General features: G+C 74.4%; 18 protein-coding genes. 7 read left to right on the top strand and 11 right to left on the bottom strand.

Going from position 1 to position 19,895, the window contains the following annotated elements; all coding sequences use genetic code 11:
• Positions 1-55 precede the first annotated feature (55 nt).
• From ACIQUR_RS29685 to ACIQUR_RS29670, 4 genes are all read right to left on the bottom strand, one after another.
• Positions 56-2,623 carry a PIG-L family deacetylase gene (locus tag ACIQUR_RS29685; RefSeq protein WP_403670722.1) on the bottom strand — a complete coding sequence of 856 codons (2,568 nt, stop codon included), beginning with the start codon at positions 2,621-2,623 and terminating at the stop codon, positions 56-58.
• 463 nt (positions 2,624-3,086) lie between these two features.
• Positions 3,087-3,719 carry a class I SAM-dependent methyltransferase gene (locus ACIQUR_RS29680; RefSeq protein ID WP_403670719.1) on the bottom strand — a complete coding sequence of 211 codons (633 nt, stop codon included), beginning with the start codon at positions 3,717-3,719 and terminating at the stop codon, positions 3,087-3,089.
• An 80-nt stretch (positions 3,720-3,799) separates the two neighbouring features.
• Positions 3,800-4,054 carry a hypothetical protein gene (locus tag ACIQUR_RS29675; protein WP_403670716.1) on the bottom strand — a complete coding sequence of 85 codons (255 nt, stop codon included), beginning with the start codon at positions 4,052-4,054 and terminating at the stop codon, positions 3,800-3,802.
• Positions 4,055-4,130: 76 nt separating this feature from the next.
• On the bottom strand, positions 4,131-4,277 hold the full coding sequence (locus ACIQUR_RS29670) for a hypothetical protein (RefSeq protein ID WP_403670713.1): 147 nt from the start codon (positions 4,275-4,277) through the stop codon (positions 4,131-4,133).
• Between the two features lie 163 nt (positions 4,278-4,440).
• On the opposite strand from ACIQUR_RS29670, the gene ACIQUR_RS29665 reads away from it, so the two are divergent.
• Positions 4,441-4,950, top strand: a complete 510-nt coding sequence (locus ACIQUR_RS29665) for a YbaK/EbsC family protein (protein ID WP_403670710.1) — start codon at positions 4,441-4,443, stop codon at positions 4,948-4,950.
• Between the two features lie 17 nt (positions 4,951-4,967).
• On the opposite strand, the gene ACIQUR_RS29660 is transcribed toward ACIQUR_RS29665, so the two are convergent.
• Complete coding sequence (locus ACIQUR_RS29660) at positions 4,968-5,270, bottom strand: DUF1905 domain-containing protein (RefSeq protein WP_403670707.1); 303 nt, start codon at positions 5,268-5,270, stop codon at positions 4,968-4,970.
• 64 nt (positions 5,271-5,334) lie between these two features.
• Here ACIQUR_RS29660 and ACIQUR_RS29655 point away from each other — a divergent pair, with 64 nt between their 5' ends.
• Positions 5,335-5,475, top strand: coding sequence for a hypothetical protein (locus tag ACIQUR_RS29655; protein ID WP_403670704.1), 141 nt, complete (start codon positions 5,335-5,337; stop codon positions 5,473-5,475).
• A gap of 438 nt (positions 5,476-5,913) precedes the next feature.
• Here the strand turns inward: ACIQUR_RS29655 and ACIQUR_RS29650 are convergent, their stop codons facing one another.
• Positions 5,914-7,044, bottom strand: coding sequence for an NADH:flavin oxidoreductase (locus ACIQUR_RS29650; RefSeq protein WP_403670702.1), 1,131 nt, complete (start codon positions 7,042-7,044; stop codon positions 5,914-5,916).
• A 155-nt stretch (positions 7,045-7,199) separates the two neighbouring features.
• Between ACIQUR_RS29650 and ACIQUR_RS29645 the strand changes: the two genes are divergently transcribed.
• Positions 7,200-7,703, top strand: a complete 504-nt coding sequence (locus tag ACIQUR_RS29645) for a MarR family winged helix-turn-helix transcriptional regulator (protein WP_403671127.1) — start codon at positions 7,200-7,202, stop codon at positions 7,701-7,703.
• Between the two features lie 76 nt (positions 7,704-7,779).
• Positions 7,780-8,298 carry a pyridoxamine 5'-phosphate oxidase family protein gene (locus tag ACIQUR_RS29640; protein ID WP_403670699.1) on the top strand — a complete coding sequence of 173 codons (519 nt, stop codon included), beginning with the start codon at positions 7,780-7,782 and terminating at the stop codon, positions 8,296-8,298.
• 30 nt (positions 8,299-8,328) lie between these two features.
• On the opposite strand, the gene ACIQUR_RS29635 is transcribed toward ACIQUR_RS29640, so the two are convergent.
• A complete protein-coding gene (locus ACIQUR_RS29635; RefSeq protein WP_403670696.1) occupies positions 8,329-8,961 on the bottom strand; it encodes a hypothetical protein in 633 nt (210 codons plus the stop codon).
• Between the two features lie 80 nt (positions 8,962-9,041).
• A complete protein-coding gene (locus tag ACIQUR_RS29630; RefSeq protein WP_403670693.1) occupies positions 9,042-10,610 on the bottom strand; it encodes a carboxylesterase/lipase family protein in 1,569 nt (522 codons plus the stop codon).
• A gap of 216 nt (positions 10,611-10,826) precedes the next feature.
• On the opposite strand from ACIQUR_RS29630, the gene ACIQUR_RS29625 reads away from it, so the two are divergent.
• Positions 10,827-11,048 (top strand): hypothetical protein, encoded by a 222-nt coding sequence (locus ACIQUR_RS29625; protein ID WP_403670690.1) that lies wholly within the window; start codon positions 10,827-10,829, stop codon positions 11,046-11,048.
• 40 nt (positions 11,049-11,088) lie between these two features.
• On the opposite strand, the gene ACIQUR_RS29620 is transcribed toward ACIQUR_RS29625, so the two are convergent.
• Positions 11,089-11,706 (bottom strand): NAD(P)H-dependent oxidoreductase, encoded by a 618-nt coding sequence (locus ACIQUR_RS29620; protein WP_403670687.1) that lies wholly within the window; start codon positions 11,704-11,706, stop codon positions 11,089-11,091.
• A 147-nt stretch (positions 11,707-11,853) separates the two neighbouring features.
• On the opposite strand from ACIQUR_RS29620, the gene ACIQUR_RS29615 reads away from it, so the two are divergent.
• A complete protein-coding gene (locus ACIQUR_RS29615; RefSeq protein ID WP_403670684.1) occupies positions 11,854-12,273 on the top strand; it encodes a VOC family protein in 420 nt (139 codons plus the stop codon).
• Between the two features lie 62 nt (positions 12,274-12,335).
• On the opposite strand, the gene ACIQUR_RS29610 is transcribed toward ACIQUR_RS29615, so the two are convergent.
• Both ACIQUR_RS29610 and ACIQUR_RS29605 read right to left on the bottom strand, forming a co-directional pair.
• Positions 12,336-14,513, bottom strand: coding sequence for a collagenase (locus tag ACIQUR_RS29610; protein ID WP_403670681.1), 2,178 nt, complete (start codon positions 14,511-14,513; stop codon positions 12,336-12,338).
• Between the two features lie 416 nt (positions 14,514-14,929).
• Entirely contained in the window at positions 14,930-18,493 is a 3,564-nt protein-coding gene (locus tag ACIQUR_RS29605) for a S8 family serine peptidase (protein ID WP_403670679.1), read from the bottom strand.
• Positions 18,494-18,861: 368 nt separating this feature from the next.
• Here ACIQUR_RS29605 and ACIQUR_RS29600 point away from each other — a divergent pair.
• Positions 18,862-19,895: ATP-binding protein (locus ACIQUR_RS29600; protein ID WP_403670676.1), on the top strand; the 1,034-nt coding region annotated here is incomplete at its 3' end.

Raw genomic sequence — 19,895 nt, 5'->3', positions numbered from 1 at the left:
GCACCGCGGGCCGCCCGGCGGGTCTGCCGTACGTGCGCGGCCGAACGCCGTTGCGTCAGCGGTTGGGCGGACCCACCGGACGCCAGGGGGACAGGGCCGCGCCGGGACCGGGGGAGGCGGTGGCCCAGTACAGCCGCGCGTCGGGGCCGACGGCGGCCACGCCCACCGAGCGGTCCGCGCCCACGGCCGCGGACGGCGAGCCGTCGAACAGCACCACCGGTGCCTGCTGCCAGGGCAGCCCCGCGCCCAGCGACGCGCCGAGGCCGCCGCCGGACGACCGCCCGGCCACCACGTCGCCGGCCGCGGTGACCGGCCCGTAGCCGCCGGCGCTGCCGTCCACGTCGGTGACCGGCGAGAGCGCCAGGATCTTCTGCACGACCGAGGCCACCGCGGTACGGACCGTGCCCGAGCCGGGCTTGCGGAACCACAGCCGCACCCCGGATCCGTCCGGCACCGCCGTCAGCGGCAGGGTCGTCGCCGGCAGGCCGGTCGCCCCGGGCCCGGTGAGCCGGCCCGCCTCGCCGTCCCACACCCAGCCCAGCACCGTCGCGGGCGTGTTGACGAACACGTAGCTCCGGCCGTCCGCGTCCACCGCGGCGGCCGGGTTGCCCTGCAACCCCTCCCCGCCCAGGTGCTCCCAGGGACCCCAGGTCCCGTCCGGGGCCTGGACCGCGGCGCGCAGAGTGTGGGCGCCGTCGCGCACGTACACCGTCGCACGGCCCGAGGCGTCGAGCGTGACCGCGGGGGCGCTGATGTCGGACGTCCACTTCGCGTCGTCCGGCTCCGGCGAGCCCAGGGACCGCCATTCGCCGAACGCCCCGCCGGGCGCGGTCTGCACGGCGGTCACGACCTCGCGCCGGTAGTCCGCCCCGGTGAGCCCGAGGACGGTACGGGTGCCGTACACCGCGATCCGCCCGTCGGGGAGCCGTACCGCCGTCGCGCCCTGGTCCATGCCGGCGCCGGGGAGGAACGACGGACCGGCCCAACGGGCGTTCGCGTCCGCGGAGTCGGGGCGCCGCCAGACGGCCATCCGCCCGTCGAGGACGGCGAAGGCCGTGGCGGATCGGCCGGGTCCGGGGACCAGCCACCCGGTGCCGTTGTCGCGCGCGTAACGGATGGTCTCCGCCCAGCGGTTGCCGCCCGGACGCGCGGCGACGTTCAGGTCGCCGCAGCCCGACGGGCTGTGGCAGTAGTTCTGCCGGTCCATCCAGGCGTACGTCTCCAGGACGTCCAGCTTGCTCCGGTGCAGCTCGGGGGCGAGCGCGCCGGGCAGGGAGCCGGTGAGGTAGCCGAGGTAGTTCTGCACCGTGAAGTGGGTGCGCCGCCCGGCGTCCGACGCGTACCGGGCCAGCGCCGCCTGGAGGAAGCGCGCCCCGTACATGTGGTCCTGGTGGTCCGTGAGGCGCCCGGTGTCCGGGTGGCGGCCCGGGGTGGGGTCCTGGGAGCGGACGAGGGTGGGCCGGAACCGCTCCAGGAGGCCGACCAGGGTGCTGACGACCTGGTCCTTGGTGTACGAGAAGGTGCCGGTCACCGGGGTGCCGGCGGACAGCTGCGTGCCGAGCGAGCCGGTCGCGCCGTCCCAGAGGCCGGTGAGGCTCTCCGGCTTCGGCCGGTACGGGTCGCCGGCCTCGCGTATCTGGAGCCACACGAGCTGGACCGTGGGCTTCGCGGTGAGGACGTCCAGCTCGGCCTGCCCGCCGCCGGCGGTCGGGATGACGGTACGGGTCCAGCGCGCGGCGCGGTCGCCGGTGGCCATGCGGGCGTAGGCGGCGCGTATGCCGTTCTGGCGGGCCTCGGCGTACGCGGCCTTGTCGGCGGCGGGCCGGACCGCGACGGCCTGGCGGGGTATGCCGGCCCCGCGGCCGCCCTCCCGGGTACGGGCGGCCCGGCCACCGGCCTGAGCGGGCACGGAAGCCCCGGGCTGCGCGGCGCGGGAAGCTCCGGGCTGCGCGGCGCGGGAAGCTCCGGTGTCCCCGGGAGCGGCCTCCCCGGCAGCGGCCGTACCGGCTCCGCCGGTCGCCGCCTCACCCGAGCCGGCGTCCCCTGACCCCGCCTCGCCGGCAGCGGCCTCCCCGCTCCGTGCCGCGCCGGAGCGCATGTCACCGGACCCCGGCTTCCCGGAGGCGGCCTCCGCGGCCCCCGCCCCGCCGGAACCGGTGTCTCCGGTCCCCGCCTCTCCGGAGGCGGCCCCGCCGGAACCTGCGCCCCCGGGAACGGCCGCTCCGGCCGCCCCGTCCGCGGCGGCGGGTCCGGCCGGCGCCGGCGGCCTGCCCGTCTCGCCCGCCTGCCCGTTGATCCCGTCCGACTCGCCCGCGGTGAGGAACACGGTGGTCAGCGCGTGGCCGGCGCTGATCGAGCGCTCGATGTCCGGGTTCATGAAGTACAGGTCGTCGTCGGGGTGGGCGACCACCTGGAGCACGGTCCCGGTGCCGGGTATGCCCTCGGGGGAGTCCTGCGCGGCACGCGCGTCGGCGCCCGCGGCGCTGTCCGCCGCCCCGAGACCACCGGTGGCCGAGGCGACCACCATCGCGGCGGCGCCCACGCAGGCCGCGGCCGTCAGCGCGGCGGTCCTCGTGATGCGCTTGCGCCGGTCGGCGGCGGCGCGCTCGCGCCCAGTGGTCATGACGGGTCTCTCCCTGCGGCTGACGGGACCTGTTCCGTCTCCTGGCGCCGCAGAGGGCGCACGAGTATGGGCGTCACACCATATGTGATGTTCGGAATGGGTCATTCCGCCCAGGTGGGCGGAGGGCGGGCGATCCCCAGCGATCACGGGCCTCCCGCCCGGCCCGGTGTGATGCCTTTCACGCGTCGGCCGCCCCCCACGGTGCTCCGCGAACCACGGACTGCGGGGGCGCGACTGGCGGTGCCGTCGCCGCCGGCGGAATCCGGGCGTCCGCCGCCCCACGGCCGACGGCCCTCCGACAGCCCGCCCGGACCGCCCCGTCCGTCCGCGCGCCTGTAGCCCTGGCCCGAGCCTCGCCTGTCCGCCGGACCCAGGTCGCCCCCCCCCGGGGCCTGTCGGGGCGGCGGGCCCCCGGCGGGGGCCCGCCGGTGAGCCGCCGGGGACGGGCGGGGCGCCCCTCGGCTCACCCCAGCCTGCGCGCCACGAGGTACGCGCGTTCCGTGTCCGCCTCGCCGGGGTACGGCCCCCGCATCAGCGTCGCCTCGACCGAGAAGCCGGCAGCGGTGAGGCCCGCGGCCACCTCGTCGGGGCGCAGGGCGAAGAAGTCGAGGGCGACCGGCCGGTCGAACCAGGAGTCCAGGTGCCGGGTCTCCTCGCCCGCGTGGAAGGCGGCGAGGACGAGTCCGCCCGGCCGCAGCACCCGGGCGAACTCCGCGTAGGCCGCGGGCCGTTCGTCGACCTGCAGGTGGATCAGCGAGTAGAAGGCCACGACGCCGGCCAGTTCCCCGTCGCCCAACGGGAGGTCCAGCATCGATCCGACCCGCACGTCCAGTCCGGGCCGGCGGGCCCGGGCCACCTCCACCATGCCCGGCGACACGTCCAGGCCCAGGACCGGAACGCCGAGGTCGGCCAGGTAGCACGCCACCTGGGCGGGCCCGCACCCCACGTCCGCCACCGGAGCCTCCTTCGGGACCTGCTCGGAGAAGGCCGTGAGCATGGCCCGGTCCAGCGGCTTGGAGGCCAGGTCGGCGGTGAAGCCGCGGGCGTACACGTCCGCGACCGCGTCGTAGGAGTTCCGGATCGAGGTGCTGTCCATCCGCCGAGTATCCGACCGGCCTCCGGCCCTCCGGCCCGCGGGGGCCCGCCAGTCGGGCCCCGCCCCGAGGGCGGGCGGGGTCAGGTCAGCACCCACTCCGGCGGGTGGCCGGGGTCGGCCGGGCAGGTGAAGACGTGCAGGTCCCGGTCCCGGCCGAAGCGGAGCCGGGTCGGTCGTACCAGGGACGCCCAGCCCCGTACGGAGGACCTGCCCCGCAGGGTCGGGTCGCGGTCCTCCACCGGCACCCAGCTGTGCGAGTCCGCGTCCGCCTCGTCGCCGCCCGCGGTCAGCAGCAGCCGCGACTCCGCACCGCAGGACCCGCAGCCGATGGACATCGGGCCCGTCGAGGCCCAGCCGGGAAAGCCACCGACCCGCCAGCCGGGCGGGATCGACAGGTCCCCCTGGTAATGGTCAGAGCATCGGCCCGCCGACATGGCTGTCCCGCACACCGGGCCGCCCCGGCCTCGGGTGCAGGCGTGTCGTCCGGCCCCGGTGGCGGGCCAGTTCGGGGAACACGGCCTCCACGGGCACCGGCCTGGCCGGCGTGGTCCTGGTCATCCGCGGACCGTACGCGGACGGCCGGCCACCACGCGACCGCATTCCCGCGCCCCGGTACGGCCCGACCGCCCTCCCGTACGCGGCACAATCACGGCATGATCGGCGAACCCCCCCCGCCGACCGCACCGCATCACCCTCCCCGCCCCAACCGCCAAGGAGACCCGTGGAGTCCGAGCCGTACACCTCCGCCCCCGCCCCGCTGCCCGCCCGGAGCCGGGAGGTGGCGCGCGCCCTGGCGGCCGCAGGCATCCCCGGCCGGGTACGGGAACTCGCCGAGTCCGCCCGGACCGCGGCCGAGGCCGCCTCGGCCCTGCGGTGCGAGGTCGGCGCCATCGCCAACAGCCTGGTGTTCCTCTCGGGCGACCAGCCGGTCCTGGTCCTCACCAGCGGCCGCCACAAGGTGGACACCGCTGCCCTGGCCGCCCGCTGGGAACGCCCCGCGCTCCGCCGCGCCACTCCCGAACAGGTCCGCGAGGCCACGGGCCAGGCCATCGGCGGCGTCGCCCCCGTCGGCCACCCCAGCCGGCTCCCCACCGTCGTGGACGAAGCCCTCACGGAGTACCCCCGCGTCTGGGCGGCCGCGGGCACCCCGCACACCGTGTTCCCCACCACGGCCGAGGAGCTCCTCCACCTCACCGGCGGCCTCCTGCTCCCGGTGGGCCCCACCCCCTGACGGCCGCGCCCGCCGGTCTACAGGTCGACCAGCTCCACGGTCACCGCCGCGATGTCGCCGACGTCGAGGGATTCGGCCCGGCGCACGGCACGCTTGACCGGGAGGACGAAACACCCCCGCGCGCTGTCCGGGAACACAGAGGTCAGCCAGGTGCTCCCCCCGACCGTGACGCGCACCCGCCGCGACCCGAACCCACGGCGGGTCCCGTCGCCCAGATCCCGGATCTCCTCGGACACGTCGCCGGGCAGACTGACGAACACCCAGCTGTCGTCCCGCCGGGCATCCCAGATCCACAACTCGGCCTCGAAGCTGAACTCCACATCCCCAGCATCCCACGCGGCCGCCGGACGGCCCCGAACCCTCCGGAAGGCACGGAGACCCGACATGGACTTCCAGGACCACCAGCAGCTGCACGTGACCGTCGTCGGGGTCGCCCCGGTGGGCTCCAGGGTGGAAGTCGAGGGACTCCCCGGCGTGTTCGGATTCATCGACCGGGTGAAGCCGGGACGGGTCAGCCCCTCGTGACCCCGGGGCCGGTGTTCCAGCCGGTGGCGCGCAGGGTGCGGCGGCCGCCTCGCGCAGGTGGTCGCGTACGGCCGGGCCGGCGTCCAGGGTGGAGTCGGCCGGGAGGCCGGCCAGGGTGCGGGCGATGCGGGGAGGGCGTCGTCCGAGGCGTCGACCAGGCAGGTGGTCCGCTCCAGTGGGCGGACGCGGGTGGCCAGGTGGAGGGCGTGGGCGGGTACGTCGTCGGCCGGGCCCGGGCGGTGGCGACGGCCCGGTGCCGGGTGGGTGCCGCGGACAGCCGTGCGGCGACGTAGGCGCCGGGGCATGACCTGGCCAGGGCGCGCAGCAGCGGCGGCAGGCCGGTGCCCGCGGCGAGCCGGTGACCGCCGGCGTGGCCCCGGGCGCAACGGCCGCCGCCCCTCCCTGCGGGCGGCAGCCGAGCCCCGCGAAAGCCGCCGGCTACCGGCTGAGCGTGCTCAGCGCGGCCGCGTCGTACGGCTTCAGCTCGTCGAAGCGGTTGCCCAGGACCTTGGCCGCCCACTGCGGGTCCTGGAGCAGCGCCCGGCCCACGGCGACCATGTCGAACTCCTCGCGCTCCATGCGGTCCAGCAGGTTCTCGATGTCGCCGAGCGCCGCCCCCTCGCCCGCGAAGGCACGGATGAAGTCGCCGTCGAGGCCGACCGACCCGACCGTGATGGCCGGCCGGCCCGTGAGCTTCTTCGTCCAGCCCGCCAGGTTGAGGTCCGAGCCCTCGAACTCCGGCAGCCAGTAGCGCCGCGTGGACGCGTGGAACGCGTCGACGCCGGCCGCCGCCAGCGGCGCCAGGATCGCCTCCAGCTCCTCCGGGGTCTCCGCGAGCCGGGCGTCGTACGCCTCCTGCTTCCACTGCGAGTAGCGGAAGATCACCGGGAAGCCGGCCGAGACGCGCTCCCGCACGGCGGCCACGATCTCCGCAGCGAACTTCGTACGGGCCACCGCGTCGCCGCCGTAGGCGTCGGTGCGGCGGTTGGTCCGCTCCCACAGGAACTGGTCGAGCAGGTAGCCGTGGGCACCGTGCAGCTCGACGCCGTCGAAGCCGATCCGCTCGGCGTCCGCGGCGGCGTCGGCGAAGGCGCCGATGACGTCGTCGAGGTCGGCGCGGGTCATCGCCCTGCCGGTCCCCTCGGTGCCGTCGACGCGGATGCCGGAGGGGCCGATCGCGGGCGCCTCGGCGTACGGCTCCTGGCCCTGCTTGCGCACCATGCCGATGTGCCACAGCTGGGGCACGATCGTGCCGCCCGCCTCGTGCACGGCCGCGGCCACCTTCGCCCACCCCGCGAGCTGCTCCTCGCCGTGGAACCGCGGCACCCGGTCGCTCTGCCCCGCGGACTCGTGGCCCACGTAGGTGCCCTCGGTGACGATCAGGCCCACTCCCGCGGCGGCCCGGCTGGCGTAGTACGCCCGCACGTCCTCGCCGGGCACGCCGCCGGGGGAGAACATCCGCGTCATCGGGGCCATCGCGATGCGGTTGGGGACGGTCAGGCCGTTCAGCGTGACGGGCCGGGAGAGGATCTCGGCCGCGCGGGAGGCGGTGGACGTGGTGACGGTCATGCGGGTCCTCCGGGTTGAGGCTGTGGCTCGTCGGGTGGCAACGAGAAGTGCATAGTACACACGCTATGTATCATGCATATTGCCGCACCCCGGCGGGGTCCCGGGGCCGCCGGGTCGGCGATAATGGGGCGCCGGAAGGAGCGGGAGGCGTAGTGCTGGAGAGACTGGAGCGGGAGCTGATGCTGCTCTCGCGGCACCAGGTGCTGGCCCGGCGCGAGCGCGACCCCGAGCGCCTGGAGCGGTCCGCGTACCTGCTGCTCAGCCGGATCGACACCCAGGGCCCCATGTCCATCGGGCAGTTGGCCGAGGCCTTCGGGCTCGACACCTCCACCGTGAACCGCCAGACGGCCGCGCTGCTGCGCTGCGGACTGGCCGAGCGCGTCGCCGACCCGGACGGCGGCATGGCCCGCAAGCTGCGCATCACCGACGAAGGCGGCCGCCGGCTCGCCGGAGACCGCGAGGTGAACCGGGCGTGCCTGGCCCGGGTGGTCGCCGACTGGTCCCCCGAGGAGGTGCGCGAGCTGGAGGACGTACTGGTCCGCCTCAATCGCAGCGCCGAGGGCCTCGAAGGCCGCTACTGGCCCCGCCCGGAGGACGCCGAGCCCGGTGCCGTACGTCCCGTGCCGGCCGGGCAGGAACCCGTCACGCCCGCACCCTAGGCGCGCCGCGCGCATCCCGTTGCGGGCCCGCGGCAGTTGACGTGTACCCGTGGCGGGAGAGGTGGGAAACTTGATCATGCCCACGACGAATCCTTGGCTGGCGGGCCCGCCCCCGAAGAAGCCCCTCGACCGCGGCCGCCTGGAAGAACGGATACTCAACCTGCTGTCGTCGCAGAACATGTGCGTGCTCGCGACGGCCGGACCGGACGGGCCGCTCGCCACCCCGGTGCGGTACTTCCACCTCGACTTCGCGGTGATGTTCTCCACGGCCCCCGGCTCGCCGAAGATGCGGAACCTGGCCGCCGATCCCCGCGTGTCGGTGGGAGTCTTCGCCCCCCTGGTCGGCCAGGCGAGCAGCCGGGGCGCCCAGCTCTTCGGCCGGGCCCGTGTCCTGTCCGAGACCGACCCGGAGTACGAGCGCTACTGGCCGGCCTTCCGCTGGCAGTCCGACCACGTCGAACGGTCGCGCTCGCTGGACGAGCCCCCGACCGGCCCGCTCGTCGTCATCGAGGCCGAGCGCATCGTCTACACGGAGCACTGGCTCCGGCGCGAGGGTTTCGCGCCGCGCCAGTTCTGGACCCGAGCGGAGGGGTAGCCGGAACCCTCCGGCCGATCGCGCGGGTGATCAGGGGCAGGTCTCGTCGGTCTTGACGACGGTGAACGCGACGGGCCGCCCGTTGAGCTTCGTCCCCGCCCTGGGGTCCTGCGTGCAGACCTTCCAGTTGGACTCCTGAAGGACCATGCGGCTCTCCAGCGCGTCCGTCACCATGATCGACGCGTTGGAGGGCAGGGAAGCGCGGACGGCCTTCATGCCCTGGCCGACGAAGTTCGGCATGGTCGCGCCGACGGGCTTCGGCCCCGGCGCGTCCACGGCGGGACAGGTCTCCTCCAGCTTGACGGCGCCGAAGTCGATCGTGGTGTCGGTGTCCACAACGCCGCCGCCGGGTGGGGTCTGCGAGCAGACCTTCCAGTTCCGGTCGAGGGCCTGGAGCCGGTCGCGGCCGAGCGCGTCGTGCGACGTCAAGGCGTGGAAGCCGGCGGCCTGCGCCTCGTCCTGAGCGGTCTGGAGCCCCTTCCCGACGAGGTCCGGCAGTGTGTCCGCCTTCGCGCCCGGCGTGGCGGCGCCGGGTGCGGAGGCGGTCGGAGAGGGCGAGCCGGGCTCTGGGGCCTTGCCGTTCCCGTTGGCCTGCGGCGTGCAGGCGGTGATGGCCAGGGCGGCGGCCGCCACGAGCACGCCGGCGGTGTGGTGTGTGCGCATCGCGCCATGGTCGCGGGCGCAGGGCGGCCGTGTGGTGTCCGTGACCGGTCTGTGACGGGGGAGAGGCCGGCGCGGCTGCGCTACTCGTCGCGCGCACCGGCCTCCCGCACGACGTGGCGCCCCACCAGCGGCAGCGCGCGGAACGCGTGGTCCCGCCAGAGCCTGCGCGAGGCCTCCTCCGGGTACGCGGCCACGGCCGGCCCCGTGTCGAGGAGCAGCACGGCGCGCCGCCCCGGGTCGTACGCGGGCCAGCCCGGGTCGCCGCCGGCGGCGAAGGCCGTCCACGCGGCGCGCATGCGCGCGGACAGCTCCTCCGCCTCCGGGTTCGGCCCCTCGCCGATCAGCACCGCCGGCCGGCCGCGGTCGAGGTTGCCGAAGACCAGCGGCACGTCGAGACCGTGGCAGGCGCCGAGGGTGCCGCCCATGCCCGGGGCGGCCCAGGCCAGCTCGTACACGTGCGCCCGGCCCCCGGCGGCGGCCTGCGCCTCCGCGAGATGGAGGGACGGCATGCGGAACAGCCAGTCGGAGCAGACCAGTTCGTACAGTTCCTCCGGCCCCGCGTCGGGGAACGCCTCGCGGTAGCGGAGCGCGGCGTCCGGGCCGGGCCCGTAGACGCGCAGCGCGGCCTCCGCCTGCTCCGGCGTGACCTGGCCGAGCACCCCGTCGAGCGCCGCCAGCAGCCGGGTCTCGTGCCGCGTGTGGCCGACGAGGAGGTCGACGTCCCGGCCGGCGCCGTCCGCCAGGGCCCGCCAGGGCGTGGCGGCCAGGCTCTCGCCGTCGACGACCGGCGAGAAGGGGATCGCCCGGTGGGCGGCCGGCCCCCAACGGTCCGCCCACTGACCGGCCTTGGCGCCGATCGCGTCCCCGGCGGCGGCCAGCCGGGCCGGGTCCACCCCCGAGAGGTCCGCCGCGGTGGGCCGCAGCCCCAGCTCGGCGGCGCAGGCGCCCGCGATGTCGGCGGCCAGCTCCGGTGTGAAGAACGTGCCCTGGACGCTCTGCGCCACGGCCCGCCGGAACAGCCCGGCGGCGCGCCCCGCGCCCAGCAGCGCGGCGACCGATCCGGCACCGGCCGACTGGCCGAAGACGGTGACCCGGCCCGGGTCCCCGCCGAACGCCCCGATGTTCTCGCGCACCCACTCCAGGGCGGCGATCTGGTCCAGCAGGCCCCGGTTCGCGGGCGCCCCTTCGAACAGGCCGTAACCCTCCAGCCCTACGCGGTAGTTGAACGTCACCACCACGACGCCGTCCCGCGCCAGGCGGCCGCCGTCGTACTCGGGAAGCCCGGACGTCCCGATCGAGTACGCGCCGCCCTGGATCCACACCATCACCGGCAGACCCGCGCCCGGGCCGGGATCGGGCGACCAGACGTTGACCGTCAGCCAGTCGTCGCCCGCCGCGTCCGCCGCCAGCGCGTCCATGCCGAAGTGGCCGCCCTGCGGGGGCGGAGGACCGTACGACACCGCGGGCCGCACCCCGTCCCAGCCGCGTACGGGCCGTGGCGCGGCGAACCGCAGCGCTCCGACCGGCGGCTCCGCGAAGGGGATGCCGCGGAACACGGCCACCCCCGCCTCGCGGCACCCCCGCACCAGCCCGCCCGCCACCCGTACTGCGGGCAGCTCTCCCGACGGCTCGGACGCGGCAACGCTCATCACGACGGTGCTCCCTCACTGGGCGGCGCGGACGTGCGGGATCATCCCCCGCCGCCGCGACCCGCGCCAGTCAATTGGCGCCCGCGTCCCCGCGCGGGCGGCAGGCCCTCCTGCACGCACGTTCGAATCGCGGCCGAGTGGGTATAAGGACAAGTTCGGCGCTGCCGACACGCCCTCCCCACCCACCCCCCACTCGGTTCCACCAGGTGAGCAACGATGTCCCAGTGCAAGACCCCCGACTACCGCACCGGCCACCGCGGCCGCCACTGGACCCACGCCCTGCGCAGCGCCCAGAAGTCCGGCGCGGTGATCGTCACCGACGAGACGGGCGAGGTGGTCGGCTACAGCCCGGAGAGCACGGGCCCCGGCCGCTTCCGCCCCTGGATCACCCCGGCGGGCACCCGCTACGACAGCCACGACGTCCACCCGGAGTGGTAGCGCGGCGAGGCGGTAGCGCGGCGAGGCCCGGCCCGCCGCGTCAGGCCAGGAGCGCGGCCGCCTGCTGCCGTGCCTCGGCCAGCCACGCCGCGCGCTCCACGTCCGACGAGTCGGTGACCGTGCGGAACACGGTCCGCCGTACGTCCTCGACCCCCACGTACGGCAGGACGCATGCCGCCCAGATCCGGTGCAGCGGGTCCCCGAACTCGCTCGCCTCGCGGTCCGCGGGCGTGTCGGAGGTGTTCAGCACCAGTGCCCGCCCCGCCCGCAGCAGCCCGGCGGGTTCCCCGTCCGCGGTGCCCAGCTTGTACGCCACACCGGGCGCGAGCACGCGCTGCACCCAGCCGGTGAGCACGGCGGGCGGCATGCCCCACCAGTTCGGGTGGACGAACACCAGGGCGTCGAGCGTGGCCACCTCCGCCCGGTGCAGCGACACCTGGGCGTCGTGTGCCCGCGCCGCCGCCCCGACCGTCTCCGTCTCGTCCGCGGACAGCACCGGCGGGAACCCCTCGGCGCACAGGTCGTGCGCCGACACCGCCGCCCCTCGCGCACGCAGCTCCCCCACCACGGCGTCGAACAGCGCGTGGTTGAAGCTCCCTGCCCGCGGGTGTGCGAGGTAGACCCCTATGTGCATCGTTCCCCCTGTTGACGCGGACATCGCCGGCTCCTGGCGGGACGAGCCTCTCACGGCCGCCCGGCCCGCGTCGGCCCGCGTCCGCCACGTCGCGGGCCTCACCGCCGGCTGCTGATCCGCGGATGGCAGGATGGCGACGCGGATGCCGGTCGTCAGGGGATGGGGAAACACATGCGGCAGCGGCTCAACCTGGTCCTCCTGGGCGTGCGCGACGTCGCCGCCTCGGTCGCGTTCTACGAGGCGCTCGGCTGGCGGAGGTCCGCGGCGGGCTCGGAGGAGTTCGCCCTGTTCGAACTGGGCGGGGTCGCGGTCGCGTTCCAGTCCCGGCCGGCCTTCGCGGCCGACGCCCGCCTGGAGGACGGGGGACCGGGCGGCTTCGCCGGTTTCGCCCTGGCGTACGTGGCCCGCAGCGCCGACGAGGTCTACGAGGTCATGGCCAGGGCCGCCGGGCTGGGGGCCGTGGTCACCCGGCCGGCCGGACCGAACGCCTGGGGGCACAGCGGCTACTTCACCGACCCCGACGGCCACCTGTTCGAGGTGCTGTACGAGGACGGCTGGATCTTCGACGAACACGACGACCTGGTCCTCTGACCGCCCCGCCGTTCCGGCGGTGCGTGCCGCGGGGGCCGGCCCGGCCGGCCCCCGCAGGTGTCTCACCCGGTCCGGGTGGAGACGCTCACCCCGCTGAAGTCCTGCGCGGCGGCGAGGCTGAAGTACACCCAGCCGGACGGCGGGTTGTCGATCGTCAGCGTCTCGCCGTTGCCGGCGGTGACGGACTTCGCCTGGTGGCTGCCGGTCGTGGCCCAGCTGGTGCCGCCCCAGTACAGGTCGGCGTTGCCGGTGCCGCCGCTGCTGGTGATGGTCAGCCGGCGGACGCCGGCCGGCAGGTACACGAAGTGGTAGCTGTAGTTGCCGGCGGAGGCCGACAGGCCGTCCCGGCGGCAGTTCTCGCTGAACTGGCGGGTGTCGGCGAAGGTGCACAGCGGCGCGGACGGCGCCTGCGCCTCCGGCAGCGGGCCGCAGTCGTCCGTCGCGCAGGCGGTCGCCAGCCAGGTGGCGAAGCCGGCGTCGTAGCGGGTGCCGATGGTCTGCTTGAGGAAGGTGCGGGCCCCGCTCCAGTCACCGGCCCGGTACCTGCCGAGCACCGTCTCCACGTCGGCGCGGTGCGCCTGGAGCATGTACCGGACGGCGAGGAAGCCCCAGCGGTAGACCCGGTCCGAGTTCACCTGCGGGTCCTCCTCCTGGCCGTAGACGGTGTCGAACAGCTCGCTGAGCCGGTACGTCTGCCGTCCCGCCGCGGCGATCGCGTCCGCGTTGCGCTCGCCCCGGTATCCGAACGAGATGTTCTCGGCGATCCCCTCGACCCACCAGATGGTGGGCGTGGTGATGCCGGCTTCGAAGTCGCCGGCCATGTTGTGGCGGCCGTCCAGGTAGTGCGTGTGTTCGTGGTTCAGGTTCCAGATCTGGAAGTCCGGGCGCAGCCAGTGGGCCTCGTGGGCGATGAAGCGCGCCTGGTTGCCGGGGACGGTCGGGTTGCCCTCCTCATACATGCCGCCGTTGTCGACATCGATGTCATAGATCGCCCAGGCGTACAGCGCGTACTGGGTGTAGTCGTCGAACACGACCACCTCCAGGTTGGTGTTCACGTCACCCGGGATCGGACCCGCGTCGCCGATGACCCGGTGGAAGTACGCGTCCTGGCCGACCAGGCTGGTACAGGTGCCCGCCAGCTGGCCGGGGGACATGTCCTGGGCGCGGATCCGCAGGCCCGCGTTGCAGGTGTGCTGGATCGGCAGGACCGCCGGGAGCACGCGGGCGCCCAGGTCGCAGAGGGCGTACGCCGCGCAGTTGCCGCGGTCGAAGCGGCGCGTGTACCAGCCCAGGTTCATGGTGATCGGCGCGGTGGGGCCGACGTTGGGGTAGCGGTTGACCAGGTCCTTCAGCAGCGGCCGGACCCGGTCCTTGAGCTCGGGGACGTCGAGGGCGTGACCGAGGTGGCGGCCCACGTTGCTGACCACGTCCAGGCGGTTCAGCTGCGCCCCGTTGCGCGTGATGAAGCCTGCCCAGGTGTCGAGGATCGCGGGGTCGGCCTTGAGGGCGGCGCGCCAGCCGCGGCCGTCGTCCTTCGCCTTGAAGCCGTTCTCGACGACCCACTCGACGTGCTGCATGGCCAGGTTCATCTGGGCCGGCCACGTGCCGTCGTAGGCGCCGAGCATCCACTTGACGACACCGGCGTGGCGGCCGGCCGTGTGGGCGCTGTCGATCAGCGTGACGACCTCGTTGAGGATCTCGCCGTTGGCGTCCGTGACGTCTCTGCTGCGCGGGGAGGCGAAGAAGGCGTCCAGCGCGCCGCGGGCGGCGCCGTCCAGCGCCGTGCCGTAGTCGCCGACCACGTCCGCGTGGTTGTCCTGGACGTAGTAGCCGGCGCGCAGGAACAGCACCAACTGCCCCACGGCGCCGCTGTTGTTGCCCGGGTAGGTGGCGGAGGCGTCGCGCAGGGCGTCCGCGACGGTCACCATCTGGGCTTCGCGGAAGGCCTTCCGCGCGCTCTCGCCGGTGAGGCCGAACAGCGGGTACGTGCAGGTGATCCGGGGGAGGGCCCTGAGCTGCCGGACCAGAGCGGCCCCGGTGGCGTTGACGACGCCCGAGAGGTCGCCGCACTCGTCCGCGGCGACGGCCGAGGACGCCTGGCCCGTCTGGTCGGCCTTCTTCGGCTTGCCGGTCGTGGCGGGCTTCAGGACGGGCGCGGGTGCCGGGGAGGATTCCTCGGCGCTGTCGGCCGCGGAGACCCGGAAGCGGCCGGTGCCCGTGGCGTGGGGCGACCTGGGCACCGGGATCGACCGCGGTGCCGACGCCGCGGCGCCGCCAGCCTTCGTTCCGCCCGGGCCCGCAGGGGCGAATGGAGCGGCGTGGCCCTGCGGTGTGAACAGTCCGAGGGTGAGGAAGACGGCTGCGCCGAGCGCGGGAAGTCTGCGCGCACGAGCCCTCGATATGCGGATGGGGAGCATCGGTGGGGGCCTCCGGGGCCGGGTGGGGCCGCGTGCCGGGGCACGGGCGACTGATGTGTGACATGTAAAATTTCACATGTCGCATCACGCCGGAAGTCTTCCGGCCGGATTGCTCCGGCCGAAATTGAAACGTTGTCAACTTCCGGCCCGCCCACGGGGCCTGTCGTGCGCGTCGACGGCAGACGGGTGGCGCGGGGCGGGGGCCGCCCCGCGCCACCCGAGGGGAGCGCGCCGTCGGGTCAGCCCTTGTCGGGCCGGTCCGTCACGCGCAGGGTGTTCACCAGCGGTTTGCCGAAGCCGCTGTGGGTGACGAAGCGGATGTTCAGCACGCCGTCGGTGACCGTCACCGTGTAACTCCGGCTGACGGCCGCGTACGAGCCCGCCTCCAGCGCGATGTCCAGGGAGGGCAGCACCTGCACGCCCTCGGCCAGGACGTCGAAGACGCGCTTGTCCGGCCTGGTGGACGCGAGCTCCGCGAAGCCCAGCTCCACCGTGTACGTCCCGTTCGGGACGCCGTCGAACCGGTACTCGTACATGCCCTCACGGGCGTTGCGGAACAGCCGCTGGTCGTCCGTGCCCGCGATGGCGCGGCCGGTGGACCGGACCGACGAGCTGCCCTGGTAACCGTAGGAACCCGCCTGGTACTTGCGGTCCGGGGACCAGCCGTCGCCGAGCGCGTCGGTGCCCGGGTAGTCGGAGCCGGCGTCCAGGGCGACCTGGTAGCGCGGCACCACGACCTTGACCGGGACGCTCAGCACCGGCGAGCGGCCGCTGGCGGAGGCGACCTTCAGATCGGCCGTCAGGACCGTGCCGGGGGCCAGGCCCGCGGTGTCGAAGGCGAGGGCGAGCGGGGCCCTTCCGCCGGTGGGCAGGTTCCCGGTCGCGGGTGTGACCGTCAGCCAGGCCGCGTCCTCGGTCACCGTGAAGTCGGTGCCGAGCCCCGGGTTGGTGAGGTCGAGGGTGCGGGTCCGCTTCTGGTCCGGCGGCAGCACCGCCTCCACGGCCGGCCTGGCGGCCGTCACCTTCCCGGTGCGCAGCGACCGCGTCACCGCCGACACGTCGGCCGCCGTGATGTCGACGGTCGCCGTGGCGGACTCGTACGCCGGGGCCGAGAAGGCCACCGCCTGGGAGCCGGAGGGGCTCTGGACGACGTACCCGCCGTCCGCGGCCGTGATCGCGGACACCGCCGTGTCACCGGTGCCGACGGTCACCGTGGCGCCCGCGACGCCCTTGCCGTCGTTCGCGTCGAGGACGCGTCCGGCGACCACACCGCTCTTGGTGGTCCGGAAGGCGATGGACAGGCCGTCCGTGATGACCGCGGTGTTGTACGAGTACTTGAAGGCGTCCGTGCCGGTCGCGTTCTCCACGCCCACGGTGGCCGTCGAGCCGCCCTTGATGCCGGTGCCGCCCGTGCCCTTGTAGGAGTACGTGACGGTGCCGTTCTCGCCGATCGCCGCCGAGAAGGAGAACTTGTCGTTCTGGGTGGACCAGTGCGCGACCTCGCGCCACTCGATCACGAAGCTGCGGTGCGGCGCGGTGCCGGTCACCGCCGTGAAGACGCCCGAGCCGCTGCCGGCCGCGCCGACGACGAGGTCGTCCCAGAACGGGTAGAGGGCCGCGTTCGGGGTGCCGGCGCTCGGGATGTCGCCGTTGATGTCACCGGTGTGGTTGCCGCCGAAGCTCACCGTGCCGTTCGTGCCGATCCACGCCTGCGCGTACGTCTTCCCGTACAGCGGCAGCGGGAAGGGCAGGTCGACGCGCTCGGTGGTGTTGTCGCCGGTCAGCGCGAGCTGCCGCTCGCCGGCCTGGTACGGGCGGTCGCCCGCGGTGGCGCAGGCGTAGCCGTAGCCGTCGGTCCGGGCGGGCAGCACCACCGCGACGGTGGTGTCGCCGGCCACCGTCGCCCGGGCCGTGCCGCCGGTGAGGCAGCGCGAGGAGTGGGCGGCCTTCACCTCGTACGTGCCGTACGGCAGCGTGACCTCGAAGCGGCCCTGCGCGTCCGCGGTGGCGGTCACCGGGGTGTCCACGATGGTGACGGTGGCGCCCGCGGCGGGCCCGCCGGCCGAGGAGACGGTGCCGGTCAGCTTGCCGGTGGCGGCCTGGGCCAGCGCGAAGTCGCTCGTGGTGGTGGCGTTCTCGGTGACCGTGGCGGTCGCGGCCTGCTGCCCGTAGCCGAACTTGGCCGCGGTCAGGGCGTATTCGCCCACCGACAGGGAGCGGAAGCTGTACGTGCCGTCGGCCGCCGTGGTCGTCGTACGGTCGATCGGGCCGTCGGCGGTGATCCTGGCACCGGCGACCGGCTCGCCGGTGCCGGAGCGCACGGTGCCGCCGAGGGCGCCGGTCGCGCCCCGGGGAGCCGCGGTCACCGCGGCGAGCGCGTCGAGCTTGCCCTCGCCGAAGACGTTGTTGTCGGCGGCGTTGCCGCCGCACTGGCCGTTGTCGGTGTCCAGGGCGGTGCCGTCGAGCAGCGCCTCGGTCTGCGCCACGTCGCCCTCGAGGGCCGGGGCGGCGGACCAGATCAGCGCCACGGTCGCCGCGGTGTGCGGCGAGGCCATGGAGGTGCCGGAGAAGGACGCGTACTCACCGCCGGGGACGGAGGAGCGGACGTTCACGCCCGGAGCCGCGATGTCGGGCTTGACGATGCCGCCGGGGCCGGCGCCGCGCGAGGAGAAGGAGGCGATGGTGCCGTTGATGTCGAAGGCGCCGGAGCTGTAGGAGCGCGCGTAGTCGCCCGGCGAGCCGCTGGTCGCGCAGCCCGGGCCGGAGTTGCCGTTGGAGAAGGCCGGGAAGATGCCGGCCGCGCGCCAGGCGTCGACGATCTGCTGGTACCAGTCGTCGTGCACCGAGCTGCCCCAGGAGTTGTTCACCACGTGCGGGGCGAGGTCGGGGCGCGGGTTGCGGCCGCCCAGGTCGGTCGGGGCGACGATCCACTGGCCGGCGGCGAGCAGCGAGGCCTCGGAGCAGCTGCTGCTCTCACAGCCCTTGGCGGCGATCCACTTGGCTCCGGGGGCGACGCCGGTCTTGTTGGCGCCCCCGTCGTCGCCGACCATCGTGCCCATCGTGTGGGTGCCGTGGTCGTTGTTGTCGCAGGGCGCGGCGGTGGCGCAGACGCCGGCGGGGTCGAACCAGTTGTAGTTGTGGTCGTACGAGCCGTCCGCGTTCCGGCCCCGGTACTGGCCGTTGACGGCGGGGTGCGTGTAGTCGACACCGCTGTCGATGTTGGCGACGACGATGCCCTCGCCGCGCACGCCGAGCTGCTCCCACACCTGCGGGGCCTTGATGCGGTCGACGTTCCACTCGACGGCGTCGGTGGCCTTCTCCCGGCGGCCCTCGGCCGGCTTCGGGAGGGTGACGGCGTCGTCGGTTTCGATCCGGGAGACCTCGGGGCGCTCGGCGAGGGTCCCGGCGAGCTTCGCGCTGCCGACGACGCGGACCGCGTTGACGATCCAGTACGAGGTGTAGTCGGCCTTCGCGCCGTCGAGGGCCCTGATCACCTCGGCCTGGCTGCGCGTGGCGTGGTCCTTCTTGAGCCGCAGCACCGTCGCGGCCTTCGCGGCGCGGGTCTGCTGCTCGCCGGCGGCGCTCAGGTCGGCGGCGCTGTCGAGGTAGACCCAGAAGGCGGTCTTGGCCGACTCGTCGAGCTGGGCGCGGAGTTCGGGTTCGATCTTGCGCTCGGCCGCGCTCGGGGCGGGGCCGGGGTCCGGCGCCGCCGCGGCGACGCCCGCGCCGAAGGGCAGGAGCAGGACCGAGGTGAGGGCGGCCAGGGCCGTCCGTAAGGATCGCCTTCTGTTGCGTTGGGGCAATGTCGTCTCCTCGTACGCCGTGTGCAGTTGGTGAAGGAAAGGAGTGTGCGACGTGCGCGGGTCATGGTGAGGGAGTGGTCATGCCCCCTACAAGAGCGCCTCGTCGGCCACCCGGCCCCGCGCGCCCGCGCCCGTGGAAAATCAAGCCTGGGCGCCAGGCTGATGTGACCCGGGAGAGGCTTTCAGTGGCTCTCTGCGGCTGTATGGCGGAACTTTCGTAGGGGGATCAAGGGGCTCCCCTGTTCGTCCCTCTCGGCGCCTCCTGGAGGCCTTCTGGCCCCAACGGCGACCTGGTGGGGCGGTACAGTGGGGGAGTTCGGTCGCGCGGTGCGCGGCCGGAATCCAGTGGCCCACGGGGGTGCTTCGTCATGCCCGGGAGTGGCCCACCCGTCAGCGTCCCCAGCGCTGTCGTGCGTGCGCGGCAGCGGAGTTCGTCGTGTCCGAAAGTGAGCATCGCCTTGACCGAGACCGTCGTTCCGGCCCCCGGCCCCACCCTGCACACCACCGACGCTGCCCCCGCGCCCGGTTCCTACGACGCGCAGGCGATCCAGGTCCTGGACGGCCTGGACGCCGTACGCAGGCGCCCCGGCATGTTCATCGGCTCGACCGGACCGCGGGGCCTGCACCACATGGTGCAGGAGATCGTGGACAACTCCGTGGACGAGGCCATGGCCGGCGTCGCGGACCGGATCGACGTGACGATCCTGGCCGACGGCGGCGTGCGGGTCGTGGACAACGGCCGCGGCATCCCCGTCGGTCTGCACGCGGGCACGGGCCGCCCCGCGCTGGAGGTGGTGCTGACGGTCCTTCACGCGGGCGGCAAGTTCGGCGGCGGCGGTTACTCCGTCTCCGGCGGCCTGCACGGCGTCGGCCTGTCCGTGGTCAACGCCCTGTCGACCCGCCTGACGGCGGAGGTCCGGACGGACGGCTTCCGGTGGACCCAGAGCTTCGAACACGGTGAGCCGGCCGCGGCGATCGCCCGCCACGAGGAGACCGACCGCACCGGCACCACGATCACCTTCTGGGCCGACCCGGACATCTTCGAGACCACCGAGTACTCCTTCGAGACGCTCTCGCGCCGCTTCCAGGAGATGGCCTTCCTCAACAGGGGCCTCACTCTCACCCTCACCGACGAGCGTGCCGGCGCCTCCGCGGCGGACGGCGGGGACGCGGGGGCCCCGCGCACGGTCGCGTACCGGTTCGACGGCGGCATCGTCGACTTCGTGCGGCACCTCAACTCGCGCAAGGGCGAGCCCGTGCACCCCACCGTGATCGCCATGGAGGCGCACGCGCCCGGGCAGTTGCTGTCGGTCGAGATCGCGATGCAGTGGAACAACGGTTACACCGAGGGTGTGTACTCGTTCGCCAACATCATCCACACGCATGAGGGCGGTACGCACGA

Origin of the sequence: Streptomyces sp. NPDC101132 (genome assembly GCF_044759225.1) — a bacterium.
Taxonomy (GTDB): Bacteria; Actinomycetota; Actinomycetes; order Streptomycetales; family Streptomycetaceae; genus Streptomyces.
The sequence above is the reverse complement of the archived record's forward strand: the minus strand, read 5'-3'. Positions and strand labels throughout refer to the sequence as shown.